The 25,090-nt window shown below is 64.2% G+C and carries 22 protein-coding genes; 9 read left to right on the top strand and 13 right to left on the bottom strand.

Features of this window, described 5'->3' with window-relative positions:
* Window position 1 precedes the first annotated feature (1 nt).
* From EKO19_RS16685 to EKO19_RS16705, 5 genes are all read right to left on the bottom strand, one after another.
* Window positions 2–889 (bottom strand): DUF1932 domain-containing protein, encoded by an 888-nt coding sequence (locus EKO19_RS16685; protein WP_129777593.1) that lies wholly within the window; start codon window positions 887–889, stop codon window positions 2–4.
* Window positions 886–1,977, bottom strand: a complete 1,092-nt coding sequence (locus EKO19_RS16690) for a 4-oxalomesaconate tautomerase (protein ID WP_129777594.1) — start codon at window positions 1,975–1,977, stop codon at window positions 886–888. Before EKO19_RS16690 ends, EKO19_RS16685 begins: the two co-directional genes overlap by 4 nt.
* Complete coding sequence (locus EKO19_RS16695) at window positions 1,971–2,654, bottom strand: 4-carboxy-4-hydroxy-2-oxoadipate aldolase/oxaloacetate decarboxylase (RefSeq protein WP_129777595.1); 684 nt, start codon at window positions 2,652–2,654, stop codon at window positions 1,971–1,973. The genes EKO19_RS16690 and EKO19_RS16695 overlap by 7 nt, the downstream gene beginning before the upstream one ends.
* Before the next feature lie 135 nt (window positions 2,655–2,789).
* Complete coding sequence (locus EKO19_RS16700) at window positions 2,790–4,013, bottom strand: MFS transporter (protein ID WP_129777596.1); 1,224 nt, start codon at window positions 4,011–4,013, stop codon at window positions 2,790–2,792.
* A gap of 110 nt (window positions 4,014–4,123) precedes the next feature.
* Window positions 4,124–6,079 carry a WD40/YVTN/BNR-like repeat-containing protein gene (locus tag EKO19_RS16705; RefSeq protein WP_129777597.1) on the bottom strand — a complete coding sequence of 652 codons (1,956 nt, stop codon included), beginning with the start codon at window positions 6,077–6,079 and terminating at the stop codon, window positions 4,124–4,126.
* 251 nt (window positions 6,080–6,330) lie between these two features.
* Here EKO19_RS16705 and EKO19_RS16710 point away from each other — a divergent pair, with 251 nt between their 5' ends.
* The 3 genes from EKO19_RS16710 (at window position 6,331) to EKO19_RS38320 (ending at window position 10,264) form a co-directional block, all read left to right on the top strand.
* The gene (locus tag EKO19_RS16710) at window positions 6,331–7,533 is read left to right on the top strand and encodes a LysR family transcriptional regulator (protein ID WP_129777598.1); all 1,203 of its coding nucleotides are present in this window, start codon (window positions 6,331–6,333) and stop codon (window positions 7,531–7,533) included.
* 157 nt (window positions 7,534–7,690) lie between these two features.
* The gene (locus EKO19_RS16715; protein WP_129777599.1) at window positions 7,691–9,886 is read left to right on the top strand and encodes a lactonase family protein; all 2,196 of its coding nucleotides are present in this window, start codon (window positions 7,691–7,693) and stop codon (window positions 9,884–9,886) included.
* 240 nt (window positions 9,887–10,126) lie between these two features.
* Window positions 10,127–10,264, top strand: coding sequence for a hypothetical protein (locus EKO19_RS38320; protein WP_157995295.1), 138 nt, complete (start codon window positions 10,127–10,129; stop codon window positions 10,262–10,264).
* Between the two features lie 55 nt (window positions 10,265–10,319).
* Here the strand turns inward: EKO19_RS38320 and EKO19_RS16720 are convergent, their stop codons facing one another.
* From EKO19_RS16720 to EKO19_RS16740, 5 genes are all read right to left on the bottom strand, one after another.
* Window positions 10,320–10,640, bottom strand: a complete 321-nt coding sequence (locus EKO19_RS16720) for a DUF3325 domain-containing protein (protein ID WP_129777600.1) — start codon at window positions 10,638–10,640, stop codon at window positions 10,320–10,322.
* Window positions 10,633–12,318, bottom strand: a complete 1,686-nt coding sequence (locus tag EKO19_RS16725) for a PepSY-associated TM helix domain-containing protein (protein WP_129777601.1) — start codon at window positions 12,316–12,318, stop codon at window positions 10,633–10,635. The genes EKO19_RS16720 and EKO19_RS16725 overlap by 8 nt, the downstream gene beginning before the upstream one ends.
* A 4-nt stretch (window positions 12,319–12,322) precedes the next feature.
* Window positions 12,323–12,631, bottom strand: coding sequence for an iron uptake protein (locus EKO19_RS16730; protein WP_129777602.1), 309 nt, complete (start codon window positions 12,629–12,631; stop codon window positions 12,323–12,325).
* 270 nt (window positions 12,632–12,901) lie between these two features.
* On the bottom strand, window positions 12,902–14,605 hold the full coding sequence (locus tag EKO19_RS16735; RefSeq protein ID WP_129777603.1) for a winged helix-turn-helix domain-containing protein: 1,704 nt from the start codon (window positions 14,603–14,605) through the stop codon (window positions 12,902–12,904).
* 59 nt (window positions 14,606–14,664) lie between these two features.
* Window positions 14,665–15,762: a Gfo/Idh/MocA family protein gene (locus EKO19_RS16740; protein ID WP_129777604.1), complete on the bottom strand. Its 1,098-nt coding sequence runs from the start codon at window positions 15,760–15,762 to the stop codon at window positions 14,665–14,667.
* 201 nt (window positions 15,763–15,963) lie between these two features.
* On the opposite strand from EKO19_RS16740, the gene EKO19_RS16745 reads away from it, so the two are divergent.
* From EKO19_RS16745 to EKO19_RS16765, 5 genes are all read left to right on the top strand, one after another.
* The gene (locus EKO19_RS16745; protein ID WP_129777605.1) at window positions 15,964–18,186 is read left to right on the top strand and encodes a TonB-dependent siderophore receptor; all 2,223 of its coding nucleotides are present in this window, start codon (window positions 15,964–15,966) and stop codon (window positions 18,184–18,186) included.
* Window positions 18,187–18,298: 112 nt separating this feature from the next.
* Window positions 18,299–18,859 (top strand): sigma-70 family RNA polymerase sigma factor, encoded by a 561-nt coding sequence (locus tag EKO19_RS16750; protein WP_129777606.1) that lies wholly within the window; start codon window positions 18,299–18,301, stop codon window positions 18,857–18,859.
* Window positions 18,843–19,604: an anti-sigma factor family protein gene (locus tag EKO19_RS16755; protein WP_129777607.1), complete on the top strand. Its 762-nt coding sequence runs from the start codon at window positions 18,843–18,845 to the stop codon at window positions 19,602–19,604. Before EKO19_RS16750 ends, EKO19_RS16755 begins: the two co-directional genes overlap by 17 nt.
* A 25-nt stretch (window positions 19,605–19,629) precedes the next feature.
* Entirely contained in the window at window positions 19,630–20,148 is a 519-nt protein-coding gene (locus EKO19_RS16760; RefSeq protein WP_129777608.1) for a DUF2076 domain-containing protein, read from the top strand.
* 94 nt (window positions 20,149–20,242) lie between these two features.
* Entirely contained in the window at window positions 20,243–21,790 is a 1,548-nt protein-coding gene (locus EKO19_RS16765) for a TerC family protein (protein ID WP_129777609.1), read from the top strand.
* A gap of 210 nt (window positions 21,791–22,000) precedes the next feature.
* Here EKO19_RS16765 and tadA read toward each other — a convergent pair whose 3' ends face one another.
* The 3 genes from tadA to EKO19_RS16780 form a co-directional block, all read right to left on the bottom strand.
* A complete protein-coding gene (gene tadA / locus EKO19_RS16770; RefSeq protein ID WP_129777610.1) occupies window positions 22,001–22,456 on the bottom strand; it encodes a tRNA adenosine(34) deaminase TadA in 456 nt (151 codons plus the stop codon).
* Window positions 22,446–23,063 (bottom strand): carbonic anhydrase, encoded by a 618-nt coding sequence (locus EKO19_RS16775; protein WP_129777611.1) that lies wholly within the window; start codon window positions 23,061–23,063, stop codon window positions 22,446–22,448. The genes tadA and EKO19_RS16775 overlap by 11 nt, the downstream gene beginning before the upstream one ends.
* 83 nt (window positions 23,064–23,146) lie before the next feature.
* On the bottom strand, window positions 23,147–23,770 hold the full coding sequence (locus tag EKO19_RS16780; protein WP_129777612.1) for a TetR/AcrR family transcriptional regulator: 624 nt from the start codon (window positions 23,768–23,770) through the stop codon (window positions 23,147–23,149).
* Between the two features lie 118 nt (window positions 23,771–23,888).
* Here EKO19_RS16780 and EKO19_RS16785 point away from each other — a divergent pair, with 118 nt between their 5' ends.
* Window positions 23,889–25,088 carry an efflux RND transporter periplasmic adaptor subunit gene (locus EKO19_RS16785; protein WP_281281068.1) on the top strand — a complete coding sequence of 400 codons (1,200 nt, stop codon included), beginning with the start codon at window positions 23,889–23,891 and terminating at the stop codon, window positions 25,086–25,088.
* Window positions 25,089–25,090 lie beyond the last annotated feature (2 nt).

Below are 25,090 nucleotides of genomic sequence, written 5' to 3' on the forward strand. Positions count from 1 at the left end.
ATCAGGGTTTCTCCGCCGTCGCGCGGGCCAGCACCGCGTCCAGCATCGCATCCAAGTCTTCGATCGAGGCCGCGTCGCGGAAGCTCGCCGCCCAGTCCTGGCGTTCCGCGCAGGCCGCGCTCATGTGAGGCTGCAGTCCCGCTTCCTCCACGGTCCTTGCAACCTCGCGCATCTCTTCGGCCCGACGCTTACCATGGATGAACGAGCGCGAAATCATGTATCGAGCCAACGTCGACCAATCCGCCGTCGGAAACAAATTGCGCAGCGAGTCGATCACGGTCGACTCGACGCCGTAATGGCGCGCCGACAGCAACGATTCGGTCAACAGCGCCTCCATGCCTTTGATCATGACGCTGCGACACATCTTGGCCGCCGATGCCCGACCGATCTGATCCGAGAACACCTGCGCGCCGCTGAAGCCGAGCGCTCGAGCCAGCGGAAGAAACGCTGCCGCGTGCCGGCCGCCGAACAGCATCGGCGAGCCGACGCGTTTCGGATGGATCGGCGACATGACGACCGCTTCGACATAGCGGGCGCCGCTACCGTCGATCAACCCCGCCGCCTGCGTCTTCACGCCGGGAGACACCGAATTCACGTCCAGAAAATACGCGCCCGGCTTCATCGCCCCGACAACCGAGCGCGCGGCGGCCACGTCTTGCGCGGCTGTCACCGCGCTCACGACCAGATCTGCCGTCGCGACCGCTTCCTCCGCGCTCTTCGCGACCCGCACGTTCGTTTCGACGGCGGCGCGCGCGCAGGCGCTCGCCGGATCCTTGAACAGCACGTCGAATGCACTGAGCTGTGTGATCCCCGCGGCCTGGAAGTCCGCCGCCAGCGTCTGCCCGACTTCGCCGAAGCCGAGCAGACAAATGCGCTCGATCCCGCTCATGTCCCGCTCCACACGCGACCGGGCACGAACACGTCGCCGCTCATGAGCTTGCGAGCCGTCCGTAACAACGCCGAGCGCCGCACCTCGACCTTGCCATCCGTCACCGCGACATCGATGTCGACGGTGAAGAAACCGGTGGGATGCTCGACTTCCAGCCGCTGCGCCGAGCCGTTTCCAGACACCTTTGCAACCTGAGCGGCCACCGAGCCCGGGGTCACACAGGCGGTCGCGACGCTGACGGCACCGAGCACGCCGATGGACTCGTGCACCCGGTGCGGAATGAACGTGCGCGTGGAGATCGAGCCACCCTGCGTTGGCGGCGACACCAGGCACATCTTCGGCACCGTCTTCTTGGTCACATCGCCCAGGTTCATGCGCGGCCCGACGGCGAGCCGGATCGCTTCGACCCGCTGCTTCAAAGTCGCATTGCTCTCCAGCTGCTCGGGCGTTTCATCGCCGGACAGACCGAAATCCCCGGCACGCAGAATCACGACCGGCATGCCGTTATCGATGCACGTGACGGATACGCCATTGACCTCATCGACCGCAGCGCCCGTCGGCAACAACGATCCGCAGCTCGACCCCGCGACATCCAGGAACTCCAATGGAATGGCCGCGGCCGTGCCCGGAACGCCATCGATGCGTGCCTCACCCTCATACTCCACCGCGCCGCCCGGCGTCGGCACATACGCCACTGCGATGCTGGCGGTGTTCAGCATATGAATGCGTACGGGCGTGACATCACCGGCAATCGAGACCAGACCGTTCTCGATGGCCCATGGACCGACGCCCGCAAGAATGTTGCCGCAGTTCTGGCTGTCGCTGACCTCGGCCTTGTCGACCACCACCTGCAGAAACAGATAATCGACATCGGCATGCGCCACGGTCGAGCGACGAATGACCGCGACCTTGCTGGTCAACGGATGCGCACCGCCGACGCCGTCGATCTGCCGAACATCGGGCGAGCCCATGGCCGCCAGCAACACGCGATCCCGTTGCTCACGATCGGCAGGAAGATCGGCCTCGTTGAAGTACAGGCCCTTCGAGGTGCCACCGCGCATCAACGTACAGGGAATGGACTTCAGCATGACGAATCGACGTACTTCAGACCCTTCTCCGCGAGGCGCTGACGCATGCCATAGATATCCAGGCCCAACTCGCCAGCTTTCAGGCGAGCTCGCACCGCCGCTTCCTTCTTCTCGCGCGCGCTCGACTGTTCGAGCACGGTGGCGGCCTTCACCCGCGGCACCACGCAAACGCCGTCGTCGTCCGCAATGATCACATCGCCCGGCTCGATCGACGCCCCCGCGCACACGATGGGAACGTTGACGCTGCCCAGAGTTTCTTTCACCGTGCCTTGCGCGGACACGTAACGGGACCAGACCGGAAAGCCGAGCGCCGTCAGATCTCTTACGTCGCGCACGCCGGCTTCGATGATGAGCCCGCGAACGCCGCGTGCCATCAATGAGCACGCCAGTAACTCACCGAAATAGCCCGTGTCACAGGCGGACGTCGGAGAGACGACGAGGATGTCGCCCTCCTGACATTGCTCCACTGCGACGTGAATCATCCAGTTGTCGCCCGGCGGAATGCTGACAGTGACCGCCGAGCCTGCGATGCGCGCGCCGGCGTAAATCGGACGCATGTAAGACGCCAGCAACCCAGTGCGGCCTTGCGCCTCGTGCACGGTCGCGACGCCGGACTCGGCCAGGCCATCGATGAGCCGACGCTCGGCCCGCGGAATGTTTCTGACGACCACTGACATTGCTGATTCCTCGCTCCCACATGCCCCTGACACCAGGGTCTCCAGCGCGTCACCGCAGTGTGACGCGCCCGCCCGGCCCGGCTCATTCAATTTCGCACCAGGCTATCAGGCGACGCTATAGACAACAGGCCACCCTCAGTAGGCCGGACGGCGGCAAAAGCTCAGCGCAAAGACCGCCGCGCCCGCGACCGCCGCGAACGGCACCAGGAACTGCACGACGCTGCCGCTGCTGGTACCGCCGCCCATCAGCAGGCCGGGCAACAACGGCCCGGCGATGGAGCCGATTCGACCGACCGCCACGCTCGCACCCGAGCCGGTGCCTCTGGCATTCAACGGGTAGTAAGTCGCCGCGACGCCGTACAGCGCATAGTTCGCGCCAAGCAGGAAAAAGCCGGCGGCACCGCTCAACAGCACGGTCATCCCCAAACCGCTCGAGGTGCTCAACGCGATCAGAGACACGATCAGTCCGAGGTAGGCGACCGTCATGGGCCAGCGGATGTTCATGCGATCCACCAGCCGGCCCAAAAACAGCGCACCCGCCACGCTCGCGAAGTTGAAAGCCAGCGACGCCCGCGGCGCGACGGCGCGGTCCAGGCCGTTTGCGACCACCAAGGTCGGCAACCAATTCAAGATGAGATACAGAATGAGCAGCGTCGGCAGGAACGTGAGCCACAGCAGCAGCGTCGGAACCGCGCGCCCTTCTCCGAACAACCCATGCATGACATCGGTCCGCGGCGCGTGCGTAGCACGCTTGGTGAGTGTCTCTTGCATCAGGAAATAGATGGTCGGCGCCAGCAGCAGCGGTAAAACGCCCCCCACTTCGAACAACAGACGCCAATCGAAATCCGGCGGCAACAACTGCGTCAGCAGCGCCGACGTACCGCCGCCGATCGGCATGCCACAGAACATCGCAGCCGCCGTGGACGCCCGCTTTTCAGGTGCGCTCACCTCCGCAGCCAGCGCCATCATGTTCGGTAACGCCGCGCCGAAGCCCAACCCGGCGCAAAACCGCACGACGAGCAGCGATTCGTACGTGCCCACCAACGACGTGAACAGTGTGAACAAACCGAATGAGAGCACCGCTCCGATGAACACCGGCTTGCGCCCCACGCGGTCGGCCAGCCAACCGCCGAAGCTCGCACCGATCACCAGGCCGATGTTACTGATCGCAAAGATCAGACTCATCTGTTGCGGATTGAAGCCGAACTGCGGTGCCAGCCTGGGCGCCGCGACTCCCATGGCCTGGATGTCGAAGCCTTCGACCACGGCGACCAGGAAACACAGCGCCACCGTGATCGTCACGTTGGGCGTTTGAACCAGCGCGCTGCGCTCACGAGGCATGCCATCCCCCCAGCTCATCGTTTGGCCGATTCTGTGCCCGGGAGCGCCGCGCCGGCTAATCGAATTGGCACGCGGTCATTAGAGATTGCTATAGACCTCGGACGGCCGCGATCCGGCCATCACTGGCACTACTCGACGGCCAGGGCGCCGACGAAATTCAGCACGATGAACTCGCCAGCGCCCGCGTATTGCAAGGTGATGGCATCGTACTGCCGACCGCTGACCGATCCGACGGTGCCCACGGTGCTGCGCTCTCTCTGCAAGGGAACCGATGTGTGGATCCGACCGGTGACGACGGCACCCAGCAGCTTCATGCCATCCGCCGAGGACGCAACCGCGGCCCAGTTTCTTTGCAGCTCGCGCTCCCTCCAGCTCTGGCCGGCATCGCTCGATGCATAGAGATAGCCGCCGATCTCCGCCGCCAACAGTCGCTGGCCATCGGCGGAAGATGCGACGGCGAACCAGCCCCTGGTGGCGTCGCGCGCGGACCAGGTCGCGCCGGCATCCGTCGAGGTATGGAGTTGACCGAGAAATTCACTGGCAAGCAGCCGTTGGCCGTCCGCCGAAGCGGCGACAGCAGTCCATTCCCTGTTCGAATCGCGCGCTGTCCAGCTCACGCCGCCATTTCCAGAAGTGTAGATCTGGCCTTGCGAGACAGCCGCGACCAGTCGCTGACCATCGGAAGAGGATGCCACGGACACCCAGGCTCGGCTGGCCGCTCGCGCCACCCAATTCAGTCCGCTATCGCTTGACGTGTAGATACGGTCACCCGACGCGGCGGCCACGAGGTGTGTGCCATCGGCCGAGGATGCGATCGAGCACCAGTCTCTGGCGGACTCATATGTGGCCCAGGTCACGCCGGCATCGCTCGATATATATATTTGCCCGCCCGACTCCCCCGCGGCCAGGCGCTGACCATCCGCAGACGAGGCAACGGCACGCCAATACCTGTTCGCCTCCCGCGCGACCCAGTTCATCCCGCCATCAATCGATGTATAGAGCTGACCGCCGTAGTCAGCAGCGAGCAGCCGCTGACCGTCGGCCGAGGACGCCACTGCCTGCCACGATCGATCGGCTTCGCGTTCCGTCCAGGCCGCAGCGATTTCGCCCGCGAGATGACGAGTGACGATGAACTGGCCTGTGTTCTGAGCAATCCGCCATCCTCCCGCGCCCACACCGGTGATCTGCAGGAGGTCGCCTGGCGCGGGGGCCGATGGCAATGTCACAACCAGTTCCGCAGTGCCGCTGGTGGCAAGATAGCCGCGATTCGGGACTGCCTGTACGGCTGCGCCAGAAATGTCTTGCCAGGTGAGCCCCGCCCCCGGCGCACCGTTGCAAGCGTAGGCATTCACGGTGACTTCGCTCGGTTCGAGCAGCGCGTTGCCGTTTACATCGAGGCCCGCGCCGATACGCGTGCCGCCATAGGCACAATTGAGACCGGGCGTTTCGTTGTCGGTGCGGATCAGCGTGCTGGCGCCACTGGCACCGCCGCATACATACTGAGTATTCGTGACCTCGGCAGGATCGAGCGCACCGCTCTGGTTGATGTCGGCGCCGGAGCTCATTCGCACGCCACCGCCCGGACAATTCGCACCGGCGGGTTCCGCCGCCACAGCCGTCAGCGCAGCGACACCGGTGCCGCCGGGCTCGCCGTTACATATATACCCGCTGGTTCGAATCTCGCTGACATCAAGCACGCCGTCGCCATTTCCATCCAGGCCCGCGGTGAATTGTTTCCCCCCCGTGGGGCAATGACTTCCGGCAGGCTCATCGTGCATCTCGACCAATGAGACAGCGCCGCCGCCGCTACAGACATACTGCGTGCCGGTGATCTCCGTTGTATCCAGCACATCGTTGCGATTTGTATCCACGCCGCGATCGATGCGGCTGCCCCCGTTGACACAATTCTGGCCAGGCGCCTCGGCGGTGATCGAGAGCAGCGCGGGCCCGCCACTGGCCGTGCCGCTACTGCGCGAACCGCCCAAGCGCGCGTCATCATTGTCTTTGTCCAGGCGACACGCCACTACCGCGCTCGTCAGCACGAAAACAAGCAGAACTCGCGGCAGGCAGCGGTGGTCCGGCATCGACGTATCCTTGTCTCTCGAACGCACGCTCTCAGACCATCCTGGGAACGTTGGTTTTCTTTGTTTGATCAGGCCATGGCCGCGAAATCCTCGGACCGGCACGTCGATGCTGTCAAGACAAGTGACGGAGAACTGAGATCGGCCGCACGAATTGCCGTGCGGGGCGCCATGATGGCCCGCTCGATCCATTTGCGCCGCCGGTATTAGCGATTGCTATAGCCACGTGGGCCAGCGCGTGCCACGATGGCCGCATGACAGTGCCCAATCTACGCCATCTACAGGCTTTCCATGAAGTCGTGGCGAGCGGCAGCATCAGTGCCGCGGCGCTGCGGATGCATTTGACGCAATCCGCGGTCACGCAAGCGATCGCAGCGATCGAGCGATACTTCGGCGCCGTCCTGTTCACTCGCAGCCCTTATGGCATGCGTTCTACGGCGGCGGGCGCGGTCTGCGCCGATCGCATCGAGCGCGCGCTGACCCAACTGCGCGAGGGCATTCAGGAACTGGGCGGCTCGGACGCCGGCAAGCGGGAACAATTGTTTCGTCGGATCAGCGGGCCGCAGCTCAATTCGTTGATCACGCTGGTGGAGTTTCGGAACTTCACGCATGCGGCCCGCGCCACGGGCGTCTCGCAGCCGACCCTGCATCGCGCCGCCCGCACGCTGGAACGAACGCTGGATGCCAGGCTGTTCGAAAAGACCAGCTACGGTGTCGTCCCCACGCGCGAAGCGGAAAAGCTCTCCCGCCGCGCGCATCTCGCCTTCGTGGAGATCGCTCAAGCCCGCGCCGATATCGATGCGCTGGACGGACGCGAATCGGGTCGCACGGTCATCGGCTCGATGCCGCTCGCTCGCAGCTTTCTCATTCCCAACGCGCTCATCCGCTTTACGCGCGAGCAGCCCGAGCACGCGGTCGCCATCATCGATGGCACGTACGAACATCTGCTCGGCGCGTTGCAATCCGGTCAGGCGGACTTTCTGATCGGCGCGCTGCGAGACATCCGCGTCAGCGGCGGCATCAAGCAGGAACATTTGTTCGACGATCCATTGTCCATCGTCGTGGGCGCCGGCCATCCACTGGCGAAGAAGCGCAAGCTGACGGCCGCGGACCTCGCGAGTCATCCCTGGATCGCGCCGCGCGCCAGCTCGCCGCTCAAAGCGCACTTCGAAGCGCTGTTCAAGGACCGGGGTATCGAGCCCCCGCAGCGTTTCATCGAATGCAACTCACTCGGCGCCGCGCGTGCATTTCTGATGGGCAGCGATCACATGATGTTGTCGTCCACCAATCAGGTTCACTACGAGCTGCAAGCGGGCATGCTGGTCTGCCTGCCCCACCCAGCCGGCAAGGTCGTGCGAAAGATCGGGCTCACGGTGCGGGACGATTGGCGCCCGACGCGGGCGCAGGCGCGACTGCTGACGATCGTTCGGGAGACGGCGGGTCAGCTGTCACGTTGAGCTATCTCGGCATCACCAGCAGCGTGAGGTGCGATGGGCACTCTGCCCGAGCGACCCGCTGTTTACATAAGGACTTCTGGTTGCTCTTATCGACTCGCGCACCGCCGCGCTATGGCACAATGCGCGTCAATCACCAAACGAAACGGATCTTTTTCGAATGCGGATGCATGTGCGCTTTGTTGCTGTTTCGACGGCTCTGTTTGCTTTATCTGGATGCGGTGGCGGTGGAGGTAGCAACAACAATGAAGCACCTGCCCCGACGCCGACCTACAGCGTCGGCGGCAGTGTCAGCGGCCTGGCGGGTTCCGGCCTGGTGCTCACACTCAACGGCGGTGCGGATCTCGCGATCGGCAGCGCTGGCAGTTTCTCATTTCCCGCCCCGCTGGCGAGCGGCGCCAGTTACTTGGTGGCTGTCAAGACTCAGCCCACGAGCCCCCATCAGACCTGCGTCGCCACCAATACTTCCGGAACGGTCAGCGCCGCGGTCACGAACATCTCGGTCAGCTGCACCACCAATAGCTACTCGATCGGAGGCGCGGTCGGCGGCCTGAGCGGCGGAGGCCTGACGCTTTCTTTGAACGATGATGTGGAGCTGGCGATCGGCACCAGCGGGAACTTCACATTTCCCAACAATCTCGACAGCGGATCCAGCTACTCGGTCGAAGTAACGACTCAGCCAACCGGTCCCGCGCAAACCTGCGCCATCACGAACGCGACCGGCACGGTTGGCGGCGGCCCCGTGTTCAACGTTTCCGTCGCCTGCGCCACGAACCGCTTTCTGGTCGCTGGCTCGGTCAGCGGCCTGACAGGATCGGGCCTGCAGCTGCGCTTGAATGGGACGACGAGCTTGCCAGTGAGCGCGAACGGTGACTTCTCGTTTCCCGCCCCTCTGGCGAGTGGCGCCAGCTACTTCGTGACGATCCAGTCGCAACCCGTCGGCCCGTACCAGACCTGCCTGCTCACGAACGGCTCCGGTACCGTAACCAATGGCAATACCAACATCTCGGTGAACTGCACGACCGATCGGTATTCGGTGGGCGGCACGGTCACTGGTTTGACCGGCTCGGGGCTGGTCCTGCGGCTCAACGGCAGCCAGGATTTGCCCATCGCCGCCGACGGCGCGTTCGAGTTTCCGACCGAGCTGCTGAGCGGCCAGACGTACCAGGTGACAGTGAGCTCGCAAACGAGCGCTCATCGCGAGCTGTGCGCGGCCACCAACGCGAGCGGCAGCGGGGCGACGCTGGACGTAACCACGGTCAAGGTTGAATGCGCGACCGTGCTCGGCTTCATGTATGTGGTCGGTGCGAACAATCAGCTGGTTGAGTATGGCATTCGTCCCGACACCGGCGCACTGCTGCCGATCGGGCCGATAGCGACGGTAGGCAGCAACTCGAGAGAGATGATTGCCTCGCCCGATGGATCGACGTTGTATGTCTCCGACACTCCATCGAGCACGATCCGCGCGTTCTCGGTGGATCAGAGCAAAGGCACTTTGAGCCCGGTAGCCGCGCCGGTCGCTACCGGAGCCAGCGGCTGGGGCGCGGACCATCTCGCGATCACCCCGACGGGAGAGTTTCTCTACGCGACTCATATCAGCGCGGGAACGATTCATTTACTGACCGTCGATCCCGTGACGGGTGCGTTAACTCCGCAGGGCGTCGTGGCAACCGGCCTCATGTCCGGATTGAGCGCGAGCCATCGGGTCGCGATGACGCCGGACGGCGCGTTCCTCTATGCGCTGAGTTACATCGGCGCGTCGGCGAAGCTCGATACCTTTGCCATCGATCCGGCGACCGGAGCGCTCTCGCCGGTCACCTCATCGACGCCGAGCGATATCGATGGCATGACCATCGATCCACTCGGACGCTTCCTTTACTTGCGCAACCAGCTGCCCTCGGCCAATGTGACCCGCTCGGACACCACGGTGTACCCGTTCACTATCGACGCGGTCACGGGCCTGCTCACTCCGGTTGTCACCATTACCGTGGAGAGCAGCGGACACCAGATGACGATCGATCCCACCGGCCGCTTTGCATACCTGCTCGGTGCCTTCAACTACGTTCCCACCGACAATCACATCGACACGTTCGCGATAGACCAGACCACCGGCGCACTGACTGTCATCGGATCGCCGGTGCTCGTGTCGGGCCGTCCCTGGGCCGGACTCGCCTGCGACGCGACGGGGCGGTTTCTGTTCGTCGCAAACCAGAAGACCACGTTCAGCCCCTCGGCCCCTTATGATGCGTCGACCTTCCCCATTCACGGTGCGGGTCCCACCGAGGGACAGCTGTCGCCGGCTGGCTCGGGTGGCACCACCGAGGCTGTGAATTACGCGATCGTTGTAATCCAGTAACGCACGTTCGGCCGGGCTGGTCGGTCGCTGCTGCTTGCACGAAGCAAGCGGCAGCGAGACGACCAGCGCGCAACGTTGCAGCGTTAGAACGTCATCCTGAGTCCGATCTCTGCGGTGCGGCCCAGCGGATTGGCAGTCCACGGGTCGTAGCCGAACTCTTACTGCGCCGGCGACGGATCGCGGTCGAACGCGTTCGCCACGCTCGCCGAGAATCAGGTTCACTACGAGCTGCAAGCGGGCATGCTGGTCTGCCTGCCGCACCCGGCCGGCAAAGTCATGCGACAGATCGGGCTCACGGTGCGGGACGATTGGCGCCCGACGCGGGCGCAGGCGCGGTTGTTGGAGATCGTTCGCGAAACCGCGCAGCAACTGGCCTGAACGGCTGAAATGAATGCGCGCTGCGCTCAGCTGCCGCGATGGCCCCGAGCGCGCATCAGGAACAGCGGCGTCCGGGCACCAGCAGTCGCAGCCAGCGGGGCGTCCAGGCGAGCACCATGGCGACGATCAAGGCAGCACTGGCCAGGTTCATCACCCACACGAGCGAAGCCATCGACGCGTGATCGACCCGCAGACACAGCGCCAGCGAAGCCGCCAATCCCATCCAGCCCAGGATTCGCAGCCAGCGGGCCGTGGTGCGACCGGGCGGCTCGCTGGACCACACCTGACGCCAGTGTGCGTCCATCGCGAGCGCCAGCCAGCCGAAGCTGATCACACACAACAGCAGCGCGATCGCCAGCAACGCGGCATCAGACATGGGCAACCCCCACCGCCGGATCGCCTTCAGACACGCCAGCGCCGCGCGCCCGGGGGCTCGCGGCCCGTCGGCGTAAATGATTGGCGGCGAGCACAGCCACCGCCGCGGTCGTCAGCAAAGCCAGGTCGATGCCCGCCACCGGCCAGTAGCCGACGGCTAACGTATGCAGCAGGTGATCGCCCGTCGTGATCCAATTCAACACCACGGCGAGTACCGCCATGACCGCAATGATCCAGCATTGCTCCGACCACGCCGACGTCCGCTGCCCCTGAGCCACGGGACCGGTGCGCCAGAATGCATGCATGAGTGCCAACAGCCACGCCCCCCAGAAACTGCTTTGCTCGAACAGCTCCCGCGTCGTCAGGCTCTCCGGCAGCACTCGATTCGCGACCAGCAGGCTGAGCGTCGCAATCACCATGCCTGTGACAAACGTGACCGCCAGGGCGCTCACGACGCGCGCGCCACTCACTCCCTGTCTGGCGTGCTGACGCTTGCGCTTTTCGATGAAGAAGATGAATCCAGTGGCGATACAAACGGCGCCGAGCAGGCCGCCGAATACATATAGCCAGCGCAGCGTCCAATGACGGAAGTGCTGCAAATGCAGCCCCACCAGGAAATCGGTAACACCGCCGACCGCCGAGCTGGGCGGCTCCTCGTACAGCACTTCCCCGGTGCTCGCCTTGAAATGAATCCCTTCGCCGAGCAGCCCGATCCGGTCCGTGCCGGCGCGGAAGACACTCACATAACCGTTCGCATCTCCTACGTGTCGCACGATCAACAGACCGACGTCGCCGGATGCCCCACGCTGCGCCCAGCGCTGCCGCGCTTCGGCCACCATGGCATCGACGGATGCCAGCGGCGCCGCGACGCCGGCGCGATCGTGTGGCAGCCCCGTCTGCTGCTCCTCGAGCTTCTCGTAATACTCGTGAAGCGGCTCGAGCTGGACATGCGCGACCGGAAAATAGACCCCCGCCATGATCACCAGCCCGGTGAACGCAAACATGAAATGGAACGGCAGCGCCGCCACGCCACTCAGGTTATGCAGGTCCAGCGTGCTGCGCTGGAGTTGTTTGTCGGGCCGGAAGGTGAACAGCTCCCGGAACAGCTTGCGATGCATGACCACGCCGCTCACCAGCGCCACCAGCATGGCGAGCGCGGCCAGGCCGACCAGCCACTCACCCAGATCCAGCCAGTGCAACTGCAGGCTGTAGTGCAGTGGAAAAAAGAACTGGCTGCCGATGCGCAGTTGATTGTCGGGAACCACCGCGCCGCTGCGAGGATCGATGGTGCGCGAGCCGAACACGTCGTCGTCCGGATCGCGGGCATTGGGCACTTCGTAGATGGCGTTGAGCCGCATCACCGGATCGCGATGGGTCGTGTACAGCGTCCAGGCACGCACCGTGTCGAAATGCTCCGGCATCGGACCGTGCACCCGGCCCCGCATTTCATCGATGCTCTCGCGCGACGGCTCGATGCTCTCGAACACCGGCCGCAGCAGCGTATCGAACGACGGTAGCGGCTGCGCCTCGAACCGAGTCTGCGGAATGCCCCACCGATCGAACTCTCGATCGAACACCGACAATGCGCCGAAAAAGAACGCCACCATCAGCACGAAGCCCAGCACCAGGCCGAACCAGGTGTGCAGCCAGGTCATGGTCAAACGGAAGTTCTGGAACATCGGATCAGCCCCCGGCGGATCGAAGCACGACGTACTGAAGGAGCGATGCGGTCACCGCCAGCGCCGCACCGCCGCCCGCCAGCACGACCCATACTCGTGACAGGCTCAGGGCCGAGAACGCCCACAGAAAGGCCGCGAGATACAACAGGATCGCGAGCATGCCGCTCAGATTCTCGGCGTCTTCGAACGACAGGCCGGCACTCGGCAGCGCCGCGATCAGCAGCGCGACGGCGCCCCAGGTCAGCACATAGCTGCCCAGCACTCCCGCCGCGATACGCCCCAGAACCACACCTTGCGCAGATTGTTGTTTCATAGCATCGCCACGACTCAAGCCTGGACTTCCGGCCACCGCGGCCTCATGGATGCAATCCGATGAGCCGCGACACAGCGTCGAGCGCGCCCGCTCGTGGCCAAATCATAGAATGCGAGCACCGGCTGCGCGATATCTCGCCGGGGACAGAAACCGACGCGCCCAGGCCAAATCCGCGCGCCGCACCGGAAGGCGAACATCGCCCGGCGCACGATCGGGAGTTCCCGCTGTGGCCGCCTGCCCACCCGCTTGGCAACTCTACCGTGCCTCGGCCTACGCAGCCGCCACGGCCATGCCACGGCCATGAAGCATGGCCGTGAACGACGGCTCCTGCCGCACGGCTTCGAGCATCGGCAATGTCGGAGCATACAAAGTCCAGGCGGCGGCATCGGCCGTCGCGGCTCGAAACCAGGAGATCGCGCGCTTGGTCTGGCCGAGCGCGGCTGCAACCAGCATGGCGGCCTCCGCAAACGACGTCGATCGTTGTGCGTTCGCCTCGATGGCATGGAACTGATGTAGCGCTCGCTCACGCTCGCCGAATCGCGCCAGCGCGCTCGCATAGATGCCGCGAAATATCGGCGTACTCGGCGACAGCTCCACCGCGCGGCGCCCCAGCTGCACGGCGTCCGCTTGCCCCAGCATCATCGCATTCAACGCACTGAACCCGAGCGCGCCGGCGGTGTGCGAATCGAGTGCCAGGGTTCGTTGTAACTGTTCCTGCGAGTCTTCGAAGCGGCCCGCCATGTGTAACAGCTGGCCCAACTGCGTGTTGACGACGACGCTCTCCGGCGCGCGTGCCACCGCCAGATGCGCGACATGCACCGCAGCCTGCACACGCCCCTGGGAGACCAGAAAGTCCGCATACCACTGCAACGCCGCCGCGTTCGAATCATCCAACTGCATGGCACGCAACAGTTCCCGTTCGGCCGGCGCGAAGCGCATGCAAGCGAGGTGAACGAAACCACACGTGGAATGCGCCGATGCCAGCTCGGCATCGAGCACCAGCGCACGCTCGATATATGTCATCGCTCGCTGGGTCGCCACGTTTCTGGCCGCGCCGTCATACCAGGCGGCGAGAATTTCGCAGTCGGCCATGCCGACCAGCGCCGCCGCGCAGCCGGGATCGGCTTCGAGCACGGAGGAGAATTTCTTGCGTGCGGCCGCCAGACCCTCGGCGCTGCGGGCGGCAACCAGTTGTTGACCCTCCGCAAGCACCCGATAAGAACTGGAGCGACGATAGTGCCGCCAGAGCTGACGTCCGGTGTGGCTGCTGGTGGCCAGACGCAATTCTTCGATCAACCGCCCGCACAACGCGGCTTCCGCGGTAAAAGCATCGTCCAGGGCCGCGCGCTCACCCGAGGCCCAGCAGATCTTGCGATCCGGCAGCGTCAGGCAACGCACGCTCAAGTGCACTTCGGCATCGAGCACGCGGACGGCGGACTCGATCATCACCTCGGCCCGCTGACGCTCCAGCTCATCGAGCGTCGCGCCGACCACACTCACGTCGAGGCTGACTTCGGCACCGAGATGGGTAAGTAACGATTCGCGCAAACAGGCGCCGAGCCGTGCCGCCTCCGATCCAGCCGACAGTATCGCCGGGTCGAGCACGGCGATTTGCATTCGGGTCGGAGCCCGCAACACGATCTGCGCCAGCTCGAAAGTGGATTCGCTGGGCCGATACGGCACCATGAGCTGATAGCCGATGCGTGGCTCCGCCTTGATCGGCTCGATGCCGTCGAAGTACGGTGCCAGTTGCCGGCGCACCGCGACCACCAGCATCGACAGGGTTTTGTCGCCCACGTCGCGGTCGGGCCAGAGTTTTTGCAGCAGGAACTCGCGTCGCACGGGCGTGTCCGGCGAGCGCCCCAACAACACGATCAGCTCGACGCCGCGACGGCTGACCGCCAGAGGCTGACCCTCGACGCTGATACGCCGAAACATCTCATCCACCTGCAACGGTCCGAGCTTGGCTTTCACACGGTGGTCCTCTGCTGGGGAGTGTACCCCGCGACCGCGCCCGACACAGCGGGCCGTTCTCAGTCTCTTCCGGTGGCCACCCAACGACCGGTCTCGGCACTCTCATATATATGTAGCAGCGTCCGCAGCGCGCTGATGCCGAGGTCGATGCCGTTGGGGGCCGGCAGCGAGTGATCGAGTGCATGGACGAAGGCCCGCATCTGCCGCCCGAAGTGCTCGGGCGCGGCCCCGGAGGACACCGGGATCTCTCGAATTTCCCCCGGCACGGCCAGGAACAACCGGTTGGCGTAATGAAAAATGCGCAGCGCCCCGCGAGTGCCATGGACCCGAATGAAACTCGCTCCCGGCGTCCACTGACCGACGGCACCGACGAAGCCCGCGTTGTTGACCCAGCCGCGGCCGTGACTGAACAGCCCCTCCCAAGGCAGATCGGAACTCACGGTTGACTCGTCATAGGTCAGCATGCCGAGCGCGCCACACTCGTGCTCCAGCATCGCAAACTCCGGCTGCATGGCGCGGCCGGTGTAATTGCCGCGTCCCAGAACCCGCCGCACCGGGCTGCCCACCAGCCAGGGGAACACGTCGAGCAGGTGCACGCCGTGATCGAACAGCCCGAAGCTGCCGCCGCCCGGCGTTCCTTCCGGATAGTGAGCCGCCGACATGGGCACGAATTTGTCGGCGCCCTCGCCCACCACGCCACGCTCTTCGATCAATCGCACCTGGCCGATCACGCCGCTGGCAATCAACCGGCGTGCTTCGATGACCGCCGGCAGATAACGATACGATGAGCCGTACATGAGCTGCACGCCGTGGCGGGCGCAGCTTTCCTTCATCGCGACGGCATCGGCGACGCGATTGGCGATCGGCTTTTCGCACAACACATTGACGCCCGCCGCCGCCAGTTGCTCGGTGATGGCTCGATGCGAAGCCACTGTCGAGAGCACGCAGGCGATGCGAGGACGCACCTGCTCAAGCATCTGCCGGCAATCGGTAAAGCCCGGCGCCGCCACTCGCGCAGCGACTTCGCGCATCCGCTCGAGCCTGGGGTCGACGACAGCGACGATCTCGATCTCCGGCAACTCGCGATACGCGGCCAGGTGGGAATCGGCGACCGCGCCCAGGCCGATGATGGCAATCGGAACAGTTGGTGTGCTCATGGCGATAAGAGTGTCGCTCGCCGCGGTAAATCGACATCCCTGTCTCAGTAACGCGCGTTCAGCCGGCCCCACCGCCGCCTTTACCGGAATTCGCCGAGGATTTTACCGATCAGCCGCTACGGTCTGACCACCCGCGAGCGTCGCAGCCGTGGGGAACATGAATGCATCGCCAGCAACAACACCTTGGGGAGAACGGCGACTATGATCAGGAACCTTCACGGCGGACGGCCGCGGCTCGCATCCAGCCTCGCGCTATCCACGCTCTGCCTGGGGCAGCTCATCGGCGTCAGCGTGCGCGCGGACGATGCCGCCGCCGACACCGAGACACTCGATGAAGTGGTGGTGACCACCACCCGCTTCTTCCGTCCCATCGAATCCAGCTCCTCCACCAAGATGGACATTCCCATCGTGGAGACGCCGCAGGCGGTGTCCATCATCAACTCCGACATTCTCTCGACGTTCAATGTCACCAACGTCAGCCAGATCACCAAGTTCACCGCCGGCCTCGGCAACCTCACCGACAACGTCGGCGAACGTCCCAACTTCATTTCGCGCGGCTATGCGCTGGACCTGTTCGACGGCTACAAGCTCAACGGCATCTCCTACATTCCCGACCAGAACATCGACCCGATCGCGCTCGACCGCATCGAGGTGATCAAAGGCCCCACCGGCATCACCTACGGCCGCAACAGCTACGGTGGCGCGCTCAACTTCGTGCTCAAGGCGCCGCACCGGAACAATCGCAACTTCATCGAGCTCGCCAGCGGCAGCCGCGATTTCACCCGGGCCGCGGTCGACTTCACCACCCCGGTGCTCGACAACCTGACGCTGCGTCTGCCGGTGGCCTATGAAACCCGCGATGCCCAGGCCACGCCCGATCTGAAGAGCGTGACGTTCGCGCCCTCGCTGGCGCTGCAACTGAGCGACGATCTGTCGATCACCTTGTCGACGCTGTACCAGGACATCAACTCGCATCTCTCCTATGGCCTGAGCGCCATGGCGGCCGACGTGCCGACCCAGCAGGCCGGCGATTTCAACTCCTGTTACGCCACTCGGTGCGTGAGCCCGCCGGATCGTTTACGCAACCGCGAGTACTCGGTCGACTGGGACTTCGCCAAATCCAACTCGGTGCAGACCTTCCTGACCATCGACTATCGACTCAACGAGCGCTTGAAGCTCACCGTCAACGCCTCGAACTCCGATGGTCGCTTCGACAGCGATCAGCTGTACGTGAACGGCCCGATGGCCGCCGACGCCACCACCAGTTTCTATGTCGATCGCGTCATGTTCCGCACGCGCGGCCATTCGCTGGAGACCAATCTCACTGGCGATTTCGATCTGTTCGGCGGCACTCACCAGTTCTATGTCGGTGCCGACTACCGACGCTACCGCCGCTTCGAGCAGAACACCGCCGAGAGCGAAGTGCTGTATGCCCTGGTCGATCTGGACGAAGTAACCTCGCGCCGCACGCTGACCAGCATCTTCAACGACCGCGGTCTGACGCGGCCGACCTTCGTCGTCGACCGGCTGCGCGAAGGCACGCGCACCTACGCCGGCTTGGGCGCGCAAGTGATGGTCGACCTGCCCGGCGCGTTCAAGTCGCTACTCGGCGCACGCCTGGAGCGCTCGGAACTCGACTACGATGAAACACCAATTGCTCCCGGCGCGTCCTGGCTGGACTACGAGCTGCGCGACACCGAAATCCTGCCGCGCGCCAGCTTGATCTACGAATTCACGCCGCACATGAATATGTACGCGAGCTACACCGAAGGTTATGTGCCGCAGTTCGGCCAGACCCGCGGCGGCGGCAACATCGCCCCCGAAACCGGCCGGCAATATGAAGTGGGCCTCAAGGCCGAGTTGTTCGAGCGCCGCTTGCTCGCGACGCTGGCGGCCTACCACCTCAAGCGCGAAGGCGTGTCGATCAACGATCCCAACAACTTGCCCGGCGAGCAGTTCGTCATCGGCGGCCTGGAACAGACCAACAAGGGTGTCGAGGTGGAAGTGATCGGGCAGCTGGTGCGCGGCCTGAGCATCGCCGCTTCAGCCTCGGTCATCAGTGCCAAGCTCGGCGACTACGACAGCATTCTCGCCAACCGCTTCATCGCCGGCGTTCCCAAGAACACGGCCTCGGCCTTCCTCACCTATGAGACCCTGCCGGGCCAGGCGGGCAATCTCACGTTGTCGGGCGGCGTGGCCTACACCGGCATGCAGTATGGCGGCGCCGGCGAAGTATGGCGCATACCCTCCTACACCGTGGTGGACGCCGCCATCGGCTATCAGTTCAGCGACAACCTCAACTTGAAGCTGAGCGCCAGCAATCTGCTCGACGAGGTCTACGTCAACACCATCGGCTCACCGAACTATCTGACCCAGTTCGGCGAGCCGCGCACCTTCAAGCTGATCGCCAACATCTTCTATTGATCGAAGCCGCGGCACTGCCAGGGATGGCCATGCCGGCCCGAGCCGCGTGGATCGTTGCCGGGAATGACACAAATCGATGGACTAATCTGGCTCGCGGCTGCGTATATGTGTCATGGCTCCGCAAAAGTCGCGTTTCGATGTGGTCGGTCAACTGACCGCCCTGCGTCGTTACGCCCGCTCGCTGACTCGCGATGACACCAACGCCGAGGATTTAGTCCACGAAACCCTGCTGCGGGCCTATGAAAAGCGGGCCAGCTTCCTGGAGGGACGGGCGCTCAAACCCTGGCTGCTGTCGATCATGCACAACCTGTTCGTCGACGGGCAGCGTGCCCGTCAGGCCGAGAAGGAGCGCATCGAGCGAGCCGCCCGCCTGCAGGATTCGGTGAGCCCCGGCACTCAGGAACAGCAGGTCCGCCTGGAGCAAGTGCGCCGGGCGCTGGAGCAGTTGCCCGAAGATCAACGCGCCGCCATCCATCTCGTGGCGATCGAAGAGCTGAGCTTCGCCGAAGCAGCGGCGGTGCTGGATATTCCCCAGGGAACCTTGATGTCGCGACTGGCGCGGGCGCGGACTGCGCTTCGCGCGCTCGACGACACCTCCGCACAACGCCCCACAACCGCCGCGGCACGCCCGCATCTGAAAATCGTCGGAGGAGCGGATGAGCAGTCCCACTGATCCCATCACCGAAGCCGATCTGCAGGGCTACCTCGAAAATCAGTTGCCGGTGTCCCGGCGCATCGAGGTCGAGGCGTATCTGTCGACTCATCCGGACGATGCTGCACGCATCATGGCGGATTTGAGAAGCCGCGACGAACTGCGCCTCGCCTTTGCCGATGAGCCGCGGGTGGAGCACATCGAGACGCTCAAAGCCGCACGCCGTCTGGAACGAGGCATGACGCGCGACCGGCTGTTTCGTCAGTTCCGGCGCATCGCCTCGATCACGGCGCTCATCGCCGTGGGCTGGCTCGCTCACGCGCAGCTGAGTCCCGGCATCGGCGCGGTCGCCTCGACGATGCCGCCCGCTTACGTGAACGACGCCGTCATGGCTCATCGCACCTCGCTGCTGCGAGCCGTGATGATTTCACAACCGGAAACACTCGAGTACGACCCCGAGGAGATTCGCTCGGCCACGCACATCGTGTTGCCGGCGTTGCCCAGCGACTGGAGCGTCCGCGACGTGCAGATCTTTCCGTCGTCCTTCGGGCCCAGCGTCGAGATCGCTCTGCATACCGCTTATGGCGAAATCTCGCTGTTCGCGGTGCATGCCGGTGCGGTCGCCACGATTCCCACGACTCACTCACAACAGAGCGACGTCGCTGCCGTGTACTGGCAACGCGCCGATGTCGCTTATGTGCTGGTCACTCGCGCACCGTCGGGAGATCTCGACAAAGCCGCGACCCTCCTTGCGCAATCGCTTTGAACTCACCTTACAAAAGAGGTCTGCAATGGCAAATCAGGATCAACAAATCATCCAGGGCTTGTTCACCCGGCTCGGCGAAGTGGAACGGCAAGCACCGCCGCGCGATGCAGCCGCCGAAGCCTTGATCCAACAACGCATCGCCGAGCAGCCCGCCGCGCCTTATTTCATGGCGCAAACCATCGTGATGCAGGAACAGGCACTCCAGCACGCGCAGGCCAAGATCGAAGACCTGGAGCGTCAGGCCCAGGAGCGCCCGGCCAGTGGCGGTTTGTTCGGCGGTCTGTTCGGCGGCGGGCGTCAGCCGGCTCGCACGAATGCGCGTCCTGCGGCACCGATGCAAACCGGTCAGTCCGGTGGTTTCCTCGCCGGCGCGGCACAGACCGCGATGGGCGTCGCCGGTGGCGTGTTACTCGGCAACGCCATCGGTGGCATGTTCGCCGGCGATGCGAAAGCGAGTGAAGCCGCACCCTCAGAACCCGCCGATGAGCCCGCGCCCGAAGAAGAGAGCGGCTTCGACGACAGCTTCGGCGGCGACGAGTTCTGATCGACAGCGACCCTCGCCCGGGCGGCGATGCCTCATCGCCGCCCGTTGCAAGAAACATTAGAACAGCGCCGACACCCCGCCGCGGAGTTCCCCGATGATGTTGGAATGGCTGGTCGATCCAGCCGCCTGGGCCGGGCTTGCGACCCTGGTCCTGCTCGAGATTGTCTTGGGGATCGACAATCTGATCTTCATCGCCATCCTGGCGGACAAGCTTCCCGAACATCAACGCAATCGCGCGCGCCTGGTCGGCCTGTCGCTGGCGCTGCTGATGCGCCTGGTATTGCTGGCCTCGATTTCGTGGCTGGTCACGCTGACCGAGCCGTTGTTCACGGTGTTTGGCAGCGACGTCTCCTGGCGTGATCTCATTCTGATCCTCGGTGGTCTGTTTCTATTGTTCAAAGGCACCCTGGAGCTTCACGAACGCCTGGAAGGCGGCCCGATCGCCGCCGCCGGCGGCACCACTGACGCCGTGTACTGGCAGGTGATCGCTCAGATCGTCGTGCTCGACGCGGTGTTCTCCCTGGACAGCGTCATCACCGCGGTCGGGATGGTCGGCGAGCTGTCCATCATGGTGATCGCGGTCATCGTCGCGATGGCGGTGATGATGCTGGCCAGTCGCCCGCTGATGGCGTTCGTGAGCCGTCATCCGACCGTGGTGGTGCTGTGCCTGGGATTCCTGCTGATGATCGGCTTCAGCCTGATCGTGGAAGGCCTCGGCTTCCATATTCCGAAAGGCTATCTGTATGCCGCCATCGGCTTCTCCATTCTCATCGAAGCGGCCAATCAGATCGGACGCCGCAATCTCGCCCGCCGAGTGACCCTGTCGGACGTGCGTGACCGGACTGCGCAAGCGGTACTGCGCATCCTCCGCGGCGGAAAAAATGCGCCCGTCACCTCGGAAGAAGTGGCGGCCATCGTTTCATCCGGCGGCCCCGAGCCCGCGTTCACCGACGATGAGAGCTCGATGATCGAGAGAGTGCTGACACTGTCGAACCGACCGGTGCGCTCCATCATGATCCCGCGCGTGGATACGGTGTGGCTGGATATCGACGATGCGCCGGAGCGGCTGTTGCAACAGCTATACGACAGCGGCCATTCGCGTTTCCCCGTGTGCCGCGAGACGGATACCGTGCTCGGCATCGTGCACGCCAAAGATCTATTGCGTCAGCAGGAACCAGGCGACGATCGGGACCTGCAGGCAGCGCTGCGTGCCCCGCTGTTCGTGACCGAAGCGATGCCGGTGCTGAAGCTGCTCGAAGAATTCAAGACGTCACCGGTCCACCTCGCCATCGTGGTCGACGAACACGGCGCCTTCAAAGGCATCGTCACCCCCGCCGACATCCTCGCCGCCATCGCCGGCCACCTCCCGGAGATTCTCGGCACGCAGGACTCCGCCCCCGCTGCTGCCGAGCCCGGCGTCTGGAGGCTGCACGGGCGCGTGCGAATCGATCAAGTCGAGACCAGCCTGGCGGTGACCGGCATGCAGGTCGATCCAGATTTCGCCACGCTCGGCGGCTTCCTCCTGCATCAACTCGGTCATCTGCCGGCGCCCGGCGAAGGCTACGAGTGGAACGGCTGGCGGTTCGAAGTCATCGACCTCGACGGGCAGCGTATTGGGAATGTTCGCGCCGTGCGGGTGTAGCGGAGCGGCCAGCCGCCGTTGGTGTACTCATCCAGCTTGGACGTTTCACTTTGCACCGGCCGTCCACATCGACGCCGGTGTAGTAGTACTGGCTGCCAGGTCACGACGCTGATGGATTGCAGAGTATCGGCAATGTCCATATCCAGACCGGTCGCGCCTGAGCGTCTGTCCGGACCGCTCGCTGGCTTTCGCGGAGCGCAGTCTATCTCATCAGCGGCGCGCGACGAAGAACGCCCTGAGCAGGGCCGAACATTCCTCTGCCCTCACCCCGGACTCACATTCCAAGCGATGATTCAGCGCGGAATGCTGGGTGATGTTGAAGATCGATCCCGATGCGCCGGCGCGCGGATCGGTGGCCGCATACACCAGACGTTTCACGCGAGCGTGAACCATGGCGCCGGCGCACATGGCACAGGGTTCGAGTGTCACGTACAGCGTCGTGTCCAACAGCCGATACGTCGCGAGGTTTTGTGCCGCCGAGCGCATCGCGACGATCTCGGCGTGCGCGGTTGGATCGTTGCTGCTGATGGGCCGGTTCCAGCCCTCGCCGACGATGACACCGTCTTTGACGATCACCGCGCCGACCGGCACTTCACCGGCGCGTTCAGCTTCACGGGCGAGCTCGATGGCTCGCGCCATGAAGACGGCATCGGCCTCAGACGCCATCGAAGAATTCGACGACGCCGGTCTCGAGGGAATATTCCGCTCCGACCACCATCAGGCCTTCGTTGCGGATCAGATTTTCCAGCAGCGCCGAGCCATGACGCAGATGATCGACCGAGGCGCGCACATTCGAGCGCACGGCATGACCGACCAATGTATGCAGATCGTTCTTGAGCTCGGTACGCAGCAGCCCTTCGACCGACGGCCGCACCCGATCGACGATGGAGCGCAGATTGATGGACTGATTTTCCTTGGGCCGTTGCAGCTCTTCGATGGTCGCGAGCACAGCGCCACAACGTGAATGACCGAGCACGACCACCAGGCGGGTATTGAAGCGCGAGGCCGCGAATTCGACGCTGCCGACCTGCGAGGGCGCCACGACGTTGCCGGCCACCCGGATCACGAACAGATCGCCCAGGCCCTGATCGAACACGATCTCGGCGGGCACGCGTGCATCCGAGCAGCCCAGAATGATGGCGAACGGCGATTGCTCCTGCGTCAGCTCCACGCCGCGCGCGAGGTGCAGATGCATTTCGCCACTGCCGATACTGGAAACGAAGCGACGGTTACCGTCGCGCAGGCGCTGCAGGGATTCTTGAGCCGGGATCATTCGTCGCTACCCTCCGGGTGCCGGTCGTGACCGGCTGAACTGTGTTGGGGTCAAAGATTGTAGCCTGTGCCGGCAGCAGTTTCTTAGCTCAATCCGCGCTCGGTCATGCGCGGAAACAGCTTCTGGAGCACGTCGCGATAAATGCCTTCCAGCAGCGCCGGCGACGCAATTTGCTCGGTAACGCCGCGAAACGCGCTACCCTCCGAGAGCACGGTGACGAACTCGACGCGCGCAGCGGCCTCTGCCTCGGTAAGTTCGGGATAATTGACTCGGACCAGCTCCACCGCCTGCCCTCGAAGGCGCCGGTCGGCTGCGCGCACGATGTCGGCGACCGCCGGATTGCGGGTCGCTTCGGCCGTGATTTCCAGGAGCAGGACGCGCTCGCTCCATTCTTCCTCGGAGGCATCGACATGACGACGATTGGCAAACCGAGCCGCGAAATCGATTTCCTGATCGCCGGCGACCATCCACTCCAGGCGGCGGGCGACGATGCGCTCGACGATGGCATGCACGATGGCTTCCTTGCTGGGGAAGTAGCGGTAGATTTGCCCGACGCTCATGTGAGCTTCGGCGGCGATCTGGCCCATGCTGGCCGCGTGGAAGCCATGACGAACCACGCACGCCAGCGCCGCGGAGACGATCTGGTCGCGTCGGAGCTGGTCGCGTAACTCCTTGACCGGCCTTTTCTTTTCCGTTTCCACAGACATGTTCACATTGTTTTCACATTTGGCCCCTGGGCCTTTGCGTTCGGGCTCGGCATAATGGATGTTGAGAATGAACGTTCACACTCAAGTTCGACCGCAGATTAGTCCAAGGCGTTTTAGCGTGTCCAGTCCGACGACTCCCTCCGTCCCCAAGCTCCGCACCGGCTTCGCAATTCTGATTGCCGCCCTGACCGTGACCCTGGCCGGCTGTGCCCAGGATCAGGCCGGCGGCCCCAAGCGCCCGCCCACCGAGGTCGGCTTCATCACGGTTCAGCCTCAGCCACTGGTGTTGCAGTCGGAGCTCGCCGGTCGCACGACCCCCTATCTGGTGTCGGATGTGAGACCGCAGGTCTCGGGCATCATCAAACATCGGCGCTTCGAGGAAGGCTCGCAGGTCAAGGCCGGCGCGGTGTTGTATGAAATCGACGCCGCCCCTTATGAAGCCGCGGCCGCCGAAGCGAAGGCCGGGCTCGCCAACGCCAAGGCGTCGGTCGATGCGACGCGCCTGAAGTCCGAGCGCTACCGCGAGCTGCTCGCCATCGAGGGCGTCTCTCAACAGGAAGCCGACGACGCGCAGATGTCCTATCAACAGGCGCTCGCCTCCGTCGCGCAGATGCAGGCCTCGCTTGCGAGTGCACAGATCAATCTCGATTACACCAAGGTACGCGCGCCGATCTCCGGGCGCATCGGCAAGTCGACGGTGACCCCGGGCGCGCTCGTCACGGCGAATCAGGAAACGTCGCTCGCCACGATCCGCACGCTCGATCCCATTTATGTGGACATGACGCAATCGAGCGCCGAGTTGCTGAAGCTGCGCCGCTTGATTGGCGAGTCCGGCATGAAGGCCGGTCAGGCCAAGGTGCGCCTGAAACTCGAGGACGGCTCGCAATACAAACAGGCCGGCACGATCAAGTTCCAGGAAGTGGCGGTCGATGAGTCGACCGGCTCGGTGACGTTGCGTGCCGAGTTCCCGAATCCCGAGGGCGTGTTGCTGCCAGGAATGTATGTTCGGGCCATGCTCGATCAAGCCGTCGCGACGTCCGCGATCCTCGCGCCTCAACAGGGCGTGACGCGCGATGCCAAAGGCAACGCGACCGCGCTGGTGCTCACCGCCGAGAACAAAGTCGAACAGCGCACGCTCGTGGCCGAGCGCGCCATCGGCGATCGTTGGCTGATCAGCAACGGTCTGGCCGAGGGCGACCGGCTGATCGTCGAAGGCACCAGCAAGGTTCGCGTCGGCGACACCGTGAATCCCGTGGATGTGGGCTCAGGTACCAAAGCTGCCTCCGCTGAAGCCGCCTCTGCCACGACCGGAGGCTGAGC

The organism is Peristeroidobacter soli (genome assembly GCF_004138485.1).
Classification (GTDB): domain Bacteria; phylum Pseudomonadota; class Gammaproteobacteria; order Steroidobacterales; family Steroidobacteraceae; genus Steroidobacter; species Steroidobacter soli.